The following is a 10,745-nucleotide window of genomic DNA, read 5'->3' on the forward strand; positions in this document are numbered from 1 at the left end:
ATGCGCTCGGTGGTGTCCTTCGGCTCAGTCTGAGTCATCTGAATGCTCCTTGGGGGATGAGGAAATGCGGAATCAGTCGCGCCTTTGCGATGCCTCCACCCTAAGTGATTCCAGTCACGACGTAAACGGTTTCACCGATTTAGCCGTCCGCTACCCCTGCCGTGTCAGTGGTCTCAGAGCGGTATTCGCAGGCGGAAACGGGTCTGTGGGCCGGTACCTGCGGTTTTTGTTTCGTTTCGTTTGTGCAGGCCACGGGCCTGGGGGTGAAACGGGCATTCGTGTTGATTTACTTGTGGGATTTACAAAGTTAGCAAAAACCCCCGTTACCCCCGCACACAATTTGGACTCCGGAAGCCATTGACGGGAGGCACTTTTGCGGGCACTCTGTGAGTCACGCCACCGATTACGGTTTTGAAACGCCCGAAGGTGGATTGTTCCTCCATCCCCTTGCCGGCTTCCGACGGAGTGTCCGGCACACCAAGACAGGAAAGTGAGTCCTCTCCATGACCACTACCGGCCAGGCACGTACTGCAGCTGAGATCCAGAAGGACTGGGACGAGAACCCCCGCTGGGAAGGCATCACCCGCGACTACACCGCAGAGCAGGTGGAGCAGCTCCAGGGCAACGTCATCGAGGAGCACACCCTCGCACGCCGCGGTGCTGAGATCCTCTGGGAGAAGGTCTCCAAGCGCGACGGCTCCTACATCAACTCCCTCGGTGCCCTCACCGGCAACATGGCTGTCCAGCAGGCCCGCGCTGGCCTGCAGGCTGTCTACCTCTCCGGCTGGCAGGTCGCCGGTGACGCCAACCTCTCCGGCCACACCTACCCGGACCAGTCCCTGTACCCGGCCAACTCCGTGCCGAACGTCGTCCGCCGCATCAACAACGCTCTGCTGCGTGCCGACGAGATCGCCCGCGTCGAGGGCGACGACACCGTCGAGGACTGGCTGCTGCCGATCGTCGCTGACGGCGAGGCCGGCTTCGGTGGCGCCCTCAACGTCTACGAGCTCCAGAAGGCCATGATCGCCGCTGGTGCCGCTGGTACCCACTGGGAGGATCAGCTCGCTTCCGAGAAGAAGTGTGGCCACCTCGGCGGCAAGGTCCTCATCCCGACCCAGCAGCACATCCGCACCCTGACCTCCGCTCGCCTGGCTGCCGACGTCGCCAACACCCCGACCGTCGTCATCGCCCGTACTGACGCTGAGGCCGCAACCCTCATCACCTCCGACGTTGACGAGCGCGACAAGCCGTTCATCACCGGCGAGCGCACCGCTGAGGGCTTCTACAAGATCAAGAACGGCCTCGAGCCCTGCATCTCCCGTGCGAAGTCCTACGCTCCGTACGCCGACATGATCTGGATGGAGACCGGCACCCCGGACCTCGAGCTGGCCAAGAAGTTCGCCGACGGCGTCCACGAGGAGTTCCCGGACCAGCTGCTGTCCTACAACTGCTCCCCGTCCTTCAACTGGTCCGCGCACCTGGATGCAGACGAGATCGCCAAGTTCCAGAAGGAGCTGGGCGCGATGGGCTTCACCTTCCAGTTCATTACCCTGGCTGGCTTCCACGCCCTCAACTACGGCATGTTCGACCTGGCTCACGGCTACGCTCGCGAGGGCATGACCGCCTTCGTCGACCTGCAGAACCGCGAGTTCAAGGCTGCCGAGGAGCGCGGCTTCACCGCCGTCAAGCACCAGCGTGAGGTTGGTGCCGGCTACTTCGACACCATCGCCACCACCGTTGACCCGGAGTCCTCCACCACCGCCCTCAAGGGCTCGACCGAGGAGGGCCAGTTCCACTAGGAACTAGCCACCAGGCTCAACAGCTCTGAAGAAGCGGCGTGCATCGTGAGAAATCACGGCGCACGCCGCTTCGTGCTTTTCCCTGTCAGCCCGCGTCGAATTCACCCCGTCGAAACCTGTGCCCTTCAGGTGCTTGGGGCACTCCTTTCGACCGCGTGAATTCGACGGGGCTGCACCCCGCCCACCCCAGACGAAAGGACTCCCATCCCATGACCATCACCTTCATCCCCACCGCTGACCTCGTCGACATCATCGGTGAGAAGGTCGTCCGCTCCTGCGACACGCAGTTCCAGAACTTCGGCGGTGTCACCGAGTACTGCGGCCCCATCACCACCATCAAGTGCTTCCAGGACAACGGCCTGGTCAAGCAGACCCTCAACAGCCCCGGCAACGGCGGCGTGCTGGTCGTCGACGGTGATTCCTCCGTCCACACCGCGCTGATGGGCGACATGATCGCCCAGGCTGGCGTCGACAACGGCTGGGCCGGCGTGGTCATCCTCGGCGCCATCCGTGACTCCGCCGTGGTCGGCGAGATGCAGTTCGGCACCAAGGCGCTGGGCACCAACCCGCGTAAGTCCGCCAAGGATGCCGCCGGCGAGAAGGACATCACCGTCTCCTTCGGTGGCGTCGACTTCGTCCCGGGCCACATCCTCTACGCCGACGGTGACGGCATCGTCGTCACCGAGGAGCCGATCGACACCCCGGCCTAAGGCAGCTGAACCACCCGGAACGCCCGGCGGACCAGCTCTTCGGCTGCCGCCGGGTCGTGGCCTCCCGGCAGGGCGAAGCAGTGCTCGAGGGCGGTCTGCGCGACGGTGGCGGCCGCGCGGATCGCCACCTCGGCCTCGAAGGAGTCAAGGCCGGTGGTGCGGGCGCGCAGTCCCTCGAACAGGGGCCGGAGTTGGCAGTCGAGATCGTGGGTGGCCGCGGCGCCGCGCAGCGTGAGCAGTACATCGGAGACGCGGAACAGCGTGGCGAAGGAGTCGAGGTGGGTGTCCACGCCGGCGTCGCCACGCAGTCCCTCGATGATGACCCACTCGATGGACCCGAGTAGACCGGCGTCGGCGGGGGCGTCGCGAAGCTGGTCGATGAGGTCGCTGACGCGCCCGACGAGGAACTCGAGCAGCGCCTCATCCATGGCAGTGAAGTAGTTGTGGAAGGTGCGCGTCGACACGCCGGCTGCCTCGGCGACGGCCGCCACCGTCAGCCCCTCCGCGCCCTGGTCAAGGGCCAGGCGGGCGGCGGCCCGGGCGATCTGCCCGCGGGTGGCGGCCTTCTTGGACTCACGGAGCCCGGACATCGCGCAGGCCCTCTCCCTCGACGTCGACGGTCGGCAGAATTCGGTCGAGCCAGCGGGGGATCCACCAGGCGCGCTCATCGAGAAGGAACATCGTCGCGGGGATGATCATCATGCGGACGACGAAGGCGTCGAGGGCCACGGCGACGGCCAGTGCGAAGCCCATCGTCTTGATGAACACCATGTCCTGCGCCATGAACGCCGCGAACACGGAGATCATGATGAGCGCCGCGGCGGTGACGACGCGCGCGCCGTGTTTGAAGCCGTTGGACGTGGCGTTGCCGGCGGTTTTGCCGTGCGACCAGCCCTCGCGCATGCGCGTGACGAGGAAGACCTGGTAGTCCATGGCGAGGCCGAAGACGAGGCCGATGAGCATGATCGGCAGGAAGCTGAGCAGCGGCTGCGGGTCGCTGATGATGCCGAGCCAGCCCTCCTGGAAGATCGCGACGGTGATGCCGAACGTCGCGGCGACGGAGAGTCCGAAGCCGAGGGCGGCGATGAGCGGCACCCAGATCGAGCGGAACACGAGCAGCAGCACGAGGAACGCCAGGGCCAGCACGATCCCGACGTAGGGGAGCAGCACGCTCTGCAGACGGTCGGAGATGTCATCGAAGATGGCGGTCGCGCCGGTGATGCCGAAGGGCACGCCGAGGTCTGTCTCGCGCAGCGTCTGCAGCGTCTCGGAGGTGCGCGGGTTGGTCGCGCCGAACTCCGGTGTGATGAGCACCTGCGCGGCGGACAGGTCCTCCGTCGTGCCGACGACCTGTGCGTTGACGACGCCGTCCGTGGACAGGAGCTTCTCGACGCCCGCGCCCATCACCGCCGGACGCTCCTGCGGGTCGGTGTCCTCAAGGTCGAGCAGCGCGATGAGCGGTGCGTCGCGGCCGGGTCCGAACGCGTCGGCCGTGATCTCATGGGCGATGCGCGGCGGGGTGCCCGGGGTGGCGGTGCCGTCGGTGGGCATGGCCAGGCGCATGTTCGCGGCCGGGATGGCCAGCAGGCCGAGGAGGATGACGCCGACGAGCAGGTGGGCGACGGGGCGCTTACGCACGCGGCGGACCCAGCGCAGTCCCATCGTCGGGTGATCATCCTCCGGGTCCGGGCCCTTCACACCCGGAACGCGGGCGGCGAATACGCGGGTGTCCAGCAGGCCGACGAGCGCCGGGAGGAAGGTGAGTGCGATGAGCACGGCGAGCGCGACGGTCGCGGCGGCGCCCAGTGCCATGGCCGTGAGGAAGGGGATGTTGATGATCGACAGCGCCGCCAGGGCGATGAGCACCGTGAGGCCGGCGAAGATGACGGCGGACCCGGCGGTGCCCACGGCCATGCCCATCGCGTGCGCGCGGGTCTCCTTGTCCATGCTGCGCAGGCGTTGCGCGAGGTCCTTCGGCTCGAGGTCGTTGGCACCGGTCGCCTTGATCAGCTCGGTGCGGAAGCGGGACACGATGAACAGGGCGTAGTCGATGCCGACGGCCAGACCGATCATGGTGGCCAGGACAGGGGTCATGTCGGAAATGTCGTCGCTGACGGCGGTGGTCAGCTGGATACCCAGGAAACCGATGGCCACGCCGATGATCGCCGAGACCAGCGGCATGCCGGCGGCCACGACGGAACCGAACGTGATGATGAGCACCAGCGCCGCCACACCCAGACCGATGAGCTCGGAGGTCATGTTGATCTCGCCCGACGTGGCACCGAAGGTGTTGCCGTTGTACATGACCGTGAGGTCACCCTCGTTGTAGCGGTCGAGGATGTCGGTGACCGTCTCGATGTCGGTGGCCGGGACATCCATCATGGACGGCTCGTCGAAACGCACGGTGACGATACCGGTCGTCTCATCCTGGCTCAGCGGGCTGACGGTGGCGACGTCCGCGGCGATCTTCTCCGCCGGCATGCCCTGTGCCTCCATCTGCGGAACCATCTGCGCCTGCAGGCCCTGCGCGGCCATGACCGGATCAACAATGGTGTCCGGGTCGCTCATGAGGCCGGTGTCGCGAACCTCCGCGAGCATCTCATTGACCTCGGCCGAGACCTGCGGGTCGGTGAGGGTGGTGCCCTCGGGGGCCTGGATGACGATGTTGCCGGTCGGGGCGTTGGTCGGATCCTCCGCTGCGGGGAAGATCTCCTGCATCTTCTCCATGGTGACGACGGAATCCAGTCCCGGGATGGTGAAGGTCGAGGAGGGTTTCTGGGCGAAGGCGCCGGCGAGACCGCCGACCGCGAGAAGAAGGATGAGCCAGAACGCGAGGAACGGCCAGGATCTACGGTAAGCGAAGCTACCGAGCCGGTACAGGAAGGATGCCATGCCCACAGAATAGGAATGTTGCATGGACTGTGCAACTTTGCGTTTGGGGCGAAAATCTTCTGGAGCTTGACGGGTGACAGTCCGCAACGGCGGACTCCTGATGGACAGTCCGCAACGGCGGACAGTGTCACCGTGTGACGCTACTCCACCACAATGCCGAGGTTGAGCCCGGCGATCTCGTAGGCACCCACCGCGCCAGCGACCTGCGTCGCCAAATCCGCCGCCACCGCCTCGGTCAACGGAATGATCCAGCCGCGCTTGGGGTCAAAGGCGGGGACGAGGCGACCGTCCCGGACCGGGATGAGGTTGACCACCAGGCCGCCGTCGCTGAGGGAAGTGGGGCGGCGGGAAGAGGCGACGTCGATAAGCACAGGCGCGCTGGAGAGTGGAACGGTGAGCACCACCATGGACTCGGCGGTGTGCACCGTCATGCCCGGGACGGGGCGCTGAACAAGGTCGACCGGGACGTCGACAAGCTCTTTGCGACGGAACATCTAGTCGGCGACCAGCGGGTCCATGGTGAGCTCCGGATGCTCCTTCTCGACGAACGCGAGTTTCCACTTGTCGCCGAAGAGAGCGATGAGCTCGCCGTCGGTGCGGGTGAACACCTCGACGCCGCGCTGACGGCCGAGCTCGGCGGCGGACTCGGCGTCGGTGCGGCGGGCGACGGAGTAGGGGACCGGGTCGGTGACGGTCTCGACGTTGTACTCGACCTCCATGCGGGCCTGCATGACCTCGAACTGCATGGGGCCGACGGCGGCCATGACGGGGTTGGCCTCGCCGCGGGCGTCGTTACGCAGGATCTGGACGACGCCCTCGGAATCGAGCTGCTCGAGCGCCTTGCGGAACTGCTTGTACTTGCCCAGGGACTTCGCGCGCAGCGTGCGGAAGTGCTCGGGAGCGAACTGCGGCATCGGCGGGAACTGGACCTTGCGGCCCGAGTAGATGGTGTCGCCCGGCGCGAGGGAACCGGCGTTGACTAGACCGACGATGTCGCCCGGGAAGGCGGTCTCGACGGTCTCGCGCGTGCGGCCGAAGACGGTGAGCGCGTACTTGGTGGAGAAGGAACGGCCCGACTGCGCGTGGGTGACCTGCATACCGCGGTCGAACTCGCCGGAGACGATGCGCATGAAGGCGAGGGTGTCGCGGTGATTCTTGTCCATGCCGGCCTGCACCTTGAACACGACGCCGGAGAAGGGGTCATCGAGGTCGCGGACCTCGTCGATGGCAGTGGAGGAGGCCTCGACGGCCTTCGGATCGGACTCGCGGGAGCGCGGGGCGGGGGCGATGGCGCACAGGGTGTCGAGGATCTGGTGCACACCGAAGTTGAGCATCGCGGACGCGAAGATGAGGGGAGAGGTGACGCACTGCTCGAACAGATCCTGGTCATGAAGAGCACCGTCGGCGGCGAGCAGCTCGGCCTCCTCGACGGCGGTCTCCCAGACGTCCTCCTCGCGGGCCTCGGCCTCGTCGGGGGAGTAGTGCTCCTCCGGGGCGATGGTGGAACCACCGGCGGTGCGGATGAAGTGGATGTACTCCTCGACCTCACCCTCCTCGCCGACGCGGGCCAGGCCGCGGAAATCGCCGGCGATGCCGACCGGCCAGAACAGGGGAGTGGGCTGCAGACCGATCTCCTGGACGATCTCATCGACGAGCTCCAGCGGCTCGCGGCCGACGCGGTCCCACTTGTTGATCACCGTGATGATCGGCAGGCCACGCGCCTTACACACCCGGAACAGCTTGAGGGTCTGCGGCTCGAGGCCCTTGGCGGCGTCGATGAGCATGACCGCGGCGTCGACGGCTGTGAGCACGCGGTAGGTGTCCTCGGAGAAATCGGCGTGACCGGGGGTGTCGACGAGGTTGATCATGAACGGCTCGCCCTCGTGGCCCTCCGGGGCGTACTCGAACTGCAGCGCCGAGGAGGCGATGGAGATACCGCGGTCCTTCTCCATCTCCATCCAGTCGGAGACCGTCGCCTTGCGACCGGCCTTGCCGTGGGTGGCACCCGCCTCCGAGATGATGTGCGCGTGCAGCGCCAGCGCCTCGGTGAGAGTGGACTTACCGGCGTCGGGGTGTGCGATGACGGCGAACGTGCGGCGGCGTGCGGCTTCGGCGGTGGTGCTCATAAGTACTGAAGCGTAGTCGGTGCACTACCCCCAGGTCACACCGAGTACGCGCGCGGTGTCCTCGAACACGCGACTCGCCAGTGCGGCATCCCGCCCGACCGGTTTCTGGATGCCCGGGCGGCGCTTGTCGTTGTAGTAGCAGCCCGACTCCCAGTGGATGCCCGGGGTGCCCGCGATGAAGTGGGCCAGGTTGTGCCCGCCCTGCTGGGCGTTCCGGAACAGGCGGGAGACGGCCGAGTGGTAGCCGAAGTGGACGATTCCGGAGGACTCCGCGCCGAAGTTCGTCGCGATGACCCCGGGATGGAACGCCACGGTGTTCAGGCCCCGGTCGTGGTAGCGCGCGTGCAGTTCGGTGGTGAACATGACATTGCCCAGCTTGGCGTTGCCGTAGGCGCGGGAGGCGGAGAAGTCGCCCTGCGTGTCCGGGTCCTCCGGGTTGAAGCGGGAGAACAGGACGGACGCGATCGAGGAAGTGGACACGACCGACGCCCGGGAATCCAGCAGTGTGGGCAGCAGCAGGTTGGTCAGCAGATACGGGGCCAAGTAGTTGATCTGCCAGGTCTGCTCGAAGCCGTCCTCGGTACAGATGGGGCCGTCAAACATGCCGCCGGCGTTGTTGGCCAGGACGTCGATACGCTCGAGTCCCTGCAGTTCGGCGGCGAGATCGCGGACCTCGTCGAGGCGGGAGAAGTCGGCGGTGTGGTGCTCCGCGCCGAGTTCGGCGGCGACGGCGGCCGTCTTGGCGGGGTTGCGACCGACGAGGACGAGGCGGGCGTCGGGAAGCGAGGAGTGGAGGAGGCGGGCGGCAGCGGCTCCAATGCCGTCGGAGGCGCCGGTGATGACGAAGGTCGGGGCAGTCACGCAATCCATTGTGCCTGTCCACCGGTACACTGGAATGCGTTTGTATCAACATCTTCCGAAGGAGAGAAACATGAAGATCGGCATCATCGTCGGTTCCATCCGCGACGGACGATTCGGCGAGGGCGTTGCCGCGTGGGTCACCGAGGCTGCTCAGCAGCGTGAGGCTGCCACCTACGAGGTCCTCGACCTCAAGAAGTTCAACGTCCCGCTGCTCACCTCCGCCACCGTCCCGGGTGCCGCGAACAAGCAGTACGACGATGAGAACGTGACCGCCTGGTCCCAGGCCGTCGACGCCTGCGACGCGTACGTGTTCATCACCCCGGAGTACAACCACGGTGTGCCGGGTGCCATGAAGAACGCCTTCGACAGCATCGGCATGGAGTGGTGGGGCAAGCCGGTCGGCTTCGTCTCCTACGGCGCGGCCGAGGGCGTGCGCGCTGTCGAGCAGTGGCGGCAGATCGTCGGCAACTTCGAGATGTACGACGTGCGCAACCAGGTGACCCTGTCGATCTTCACCGACGTCGACGACAACGGTTTCGCCCCGCAGGAGCGTCGCGCCGGCGAGCTGGAGACCCTGCTCGGTGACCTGGAAAAGCTAACCGCTCAGCTGGCTAAGTAGCTTATCGACGCCCCAACGGCGCGCCCCTCAACCGTGATCGAGGGGCGCGCCGTCGGCGTTGCAGAGACTAGTCGTCGAAGATGTCGTCCCAGTCGTCGAAGGACGACAGGAAACCGAGGTTGCCGAACAGGGACTTCAGGAAACCGAAGATATCCATGAGGGTTGCTCCTTTCTGGTGTCGCAGGGGCGGCGGGGACTAGTCGTCCCAGCGATCGTCGTCATCCCAGTCGTCGTCCCAGTCATCGTCGTGATCGTCCCAGTCGAGCCAGTCGTGGACGATCGCGGGAATGGGCAGGGAAGAGGCGGCGGGAACGACACCGCCGACGAGCGAGGTGACCATCGCCATGACGGAGGCGATGATGGCTGCCACGTTCATGCGGTGACTCCTTTCGGTAGGGATGTGCCTGTCTTTCGGGCACACCCCTAGTTCACCGCCGCTCCGTGAAACCTCCGTGAGCCCCCGATGAGGAAAGGTTCATCGGGAGTGGATCGAGTTCTGCGCCTTGCTCAGCCCCTGCTCGATGATGAGCCGCGCCGCTTCGGCGGCGAGGGTGATGCTCTCCCCGCCGTCGACGGGCCCGAGGACGTGATCGGTGACGGACACGCCCTGTGACGGGCGCCCGATGCCGATGCGGACGCGCAGGTAGTCGCGGGTTTCCAGCTGCTCGGTCATGGACTTCAGGCCGTTATGGCCGTTCTCGTTGCCACCCTGTTTGACCCGCACGGTGCCGACCGGCAGGTCGAGTTCATCATGGACGGCGATGATCCGCTCGGCCGGCACGTCCAGGCCGGCGAGCGCCTCGCCGGAGAGGTTCATGTACGTCGTCGAACGCAGGACCAGGACGTCCTGCCCGGCGATGCGCAGCCGGGCGTGGTGGGCCTTGGCACCGGGCAGGGGCCGGAGCGGGAGGCCGTCGAGAAGCTCGTCGACGGCCATGTACCCGACGTTGTGCCTGGTGGCGGCGTACTTCGGTCCCGGGTTGCCGAGGCCGAGGATGATCCAGTCGGCGGTAACGTCCGGGGTCGGCTGGCGGCGGAAGAGGTCGAGGAGCTTGAACACGCCCGCTAGTCTCTCACACATGGACATCCCGCAGATCATCGTCGCGCCCATGGCCGGTGGGCCTTCCGCGCCCTCGCTTGTCGACGCCGCGTCCGCCGCCGGGTCGCTCGGCTTCCTGGCCACCGGTGGTGCGCCGGCCGCCGTGCTCATCGAGCAGATGTCACAGGTCAGCGGTCCTTTTGGCGTCAATCTGTTCACCAGGCAGGCGCCGTTCGCCTCGCTTGCCGACGTCCACGCCCTCGCCGCCGGACGCGAGCTCCCGGAGGTCGACCTGTCGAACGGCTTCGACGAGAAGTTCGCCGCGGTGCTGGCGGCGGAGTACCCGCCGGTGGTGGTGTCGGCGACCTTCGGCCCGTTCACGCGAGAGGAAATCGACGCGCTGCATGAGCGGGGGATCGCCGCGTGGATCACCGTGACCAACCCCACCGACGCGGTGACGGCCGCGGACCTGGGGGCGGACGCCCTCGTCGTCCAGGGTCCGGAGGCCGGCGGGCACCGCTCGACGTGGACGATCGAGGAGACCCCGGACCAGCGTCCCCTGCCTGATCTTGTCCGGGCGGTCGCGGAGGTGGTGGATCTGCCGCTCATCGCCGCCGGCGGCATTCGAGACGCGGCCGACGTGGCGGCGACGCTGGCACTGCCCGGCGTGGTCGCCGTGTCCTGCGGTTCTGCCTTCCT

General features: G+C 66.6%; 11 protein-coding genes. 4 read left to right on the forward strand and 7 right to left on the reverse strand.

The genetic code is table 11. The features are described from left to right. Positions 1-503: 503 nt before the first annotated feature. Together aceA and rraA are read left to right on the forward strand one after the other, a co-directional pair. Entirely contained in the window at positions 504-1,799 is a 1,296-nt protein-coding gene (gene aceA, locus Q4G50_RS13530) for an isocitrate lyase (RefSeq protein ID WP_303378179.1), read from the forward strand. Positions 1,800-2,008: 209 nt separating this feature from the next. Continuing rightward, positions 2,009-2,509 (forward strand): ribonuclease E activity regulator RraA, encoded by a 501-nt coding sequence (gene rraA, locus Q4G50_RS13535; protein WP_303378180.1) that lies wholly within the window; start codon positions 2,009-2,011, stop codon positions 2,507-2,509. On the opposite strand, the gene Q4G50_RS13540 is transcribed toward rraA, so the two are convergent. The 5 genes from Q4G50_RS13540 to Q4G50_RS13560 form a co-directional block, all read right to left on the reverse strand. Then, entirely contained in the window at positions 2,506-3,099 is a 594-nt protein-coding gene (locus Q4G50_RS13540) for a TetR family transcriptional regulator (protein ID WP_303378181.1), read from the reverse strand. The genes rraA and Q4G50_RS13540 overlap by 4 nt on opposite strands. Next, positions 3,083-5,401, reverse strand: coding sequence for an MMPL family transporter (locus Q4G50_RS13545; protein WP_303378182.1), 2,319 nt, complete (start codon positions 5,399-5,401; stop codon positions 3,083-3,085). The genes Q4G50_RS13540 and Q4G50_RS13545 overlap by 17 nt, the downstream gene beginning before the upstream one ends. 140 nt (positions 5,402-5,541) lie before the next feature. After that, positions 5,542-5,895 carry a hypothetical protein gene (locus tag Q4G50_RS13550; RefSeq protein WP_303378183.1) on the reverse strand — a complete coding sequence of 118 codons (354 nt, stop codon included), beginning with the start codon at positions 5,893-5,895 and terminating at the stop codon, positions 5,542-5,544. After that, positions 5,896-7,527, reverse strand: a complete 1,632-nt coding sequence (locus Q4G50_RS13555) for a peptide chain release factor 3 (protein ID WP_303378184.1) — start codon at positions 7,525-7,527, stop codon at positions 5,896-5,898. Positions 7,528-7,551: 24 nt separating this feature from the next. After that, complete coding sequence (locus tag Q4G50_RS13560) at positions 7,552-8,388, reverse strand: SDR family NAD(P)-dependent oxidoreductase (RefSeq protein ID WP_303378185.1); 837 nt, start codon at positions 8,386-8,388, stop codon at positions 7,552-7,554. A gap of 70 nt (positions 8,389-8,458) precedes the next feature. On the opposite strand from Q4G50_RS13560, the gene Q4G50_RS13565 reads away from it, so the two are divergent. Continuing rightward, positions 8,459-9,007: an NADPH-dependent FMN reductase gene (locus Q4G50_RS13565; protein WP_303378186.1), complete on the forward strand. Its 549-nt coding sequence runs from the start codon at positions 8,459-8,461 to the stop codon at positions 9,005-9,007. A 196-nt stretch (positions 9,008-9,203) separates the two neighbouring features. Here Q4G50_RS13565 and Q4G50_RS13570 read toward each other — a convergent pair whose 3' ends face one another. Together Q4G50_RS13570 and pth are read right to left on the reverse strand one after the other, a co-directional pair. Next, positions 9,204-9,383 (reverse strand): hypothetical protein, encoded by a 180-nt coding sequence (locus Q4G50_RS13570; protein ID WP_303378187.1) that lies wholly within the window; start codon positions 9,381-9,383, stop codon positions 9,204-9,206. A gap of 99 nt (positions 9,384-9,482) precedes the next feature. Further along, on the reverse strand, positions 9,483-10,067 hold the full coding sequence (gene pth / locus Q4G50_RS13575) for an aminoacyl-tRNA hydrolase (RefSeq protein WP_303378188.1): 585 nt from the start codon (positions 10,065-10,067) through the stop codon (positions 9,483-9,485). Between the two features lie 19 nt (positions 10,068-10,086). Here pth and Q4G50_RS13580 point away from each other — a divergent pair. Continuing rightward, positions 10,087-10,745, forward strand: a 659-nt coding sequence (locus Q4G50_RS13580) for a nitronate monooxygenase (protein ID WP_303378189.1), incomplete at its 3' end; no start/stop codon positions are given.

This window comes from Corynebacterium sp., from assembly GCF_030538285.1.
Lineage (GTDB): Bacteria > Actinomycetota > Actinomycetes > Mycobacteriales > Mycobacteriaceae > Corynebacterium.

Bases quoted from the DNA above. Each gene is read 5' to 3' on its own strand.
- Q4G50_RS13545 (WP_303378182.1), bottom strand. From the start codon at position 5,401: ATGGCATCCTTCCTGTACCGGCTCGGTAGCTTCGCTTACCGTAGATCC.
- aceA (WP_303378179.1), top strand. From the start codon at position 504: ATGACCACTACCGGCCAGGCACGTACTGCAGCTGAGATCCAGAAGGAC.
- rraA (WP_303378180.1), top strand. From the start codon at position 2,009: ATGACCATCACCTTCATCCCCACCGCTGACCTCGTCGACATCATCGGT.
- Q4G50_RS13570 (WP_303378187.1), bottom strand. From the start codon at position 9,383: ATGAACGTGGCAGCCATCATCGCCTCCGTCATGGCGATGGTCACCTCG.
- Q4G50_RS13565 (WP_303378186.1), top strand. From the start codon at position 8,459: ATGAAGATCGGCATCATCGTCGGTTCCATCCGCGACGGACGATTCGGC.
- Q4G50_RS13550 (WP_303378183.1), bottom strand. From the start codon at position 5,895: ATGTTCCGTCGCAAAGAGCTTGTCGACGTCCCGGTCGACCTTGTTCAG.
- Q4G50_RS13555 (WP_303378184.1), bottom strand. From the start codon at position 7,527: ATGAGCACCACCGCCGAAGCCGCACGCCGCCGCACGTTCGCCGTCATC.
- Q4G50_RS13540 (WP_303378181.1), bottom strand. From the start codon at position 3,099: ATGTCCGGGCTCCGTGAGTCCAAGAAGGCCGCCACCCGCGGGCAGATC.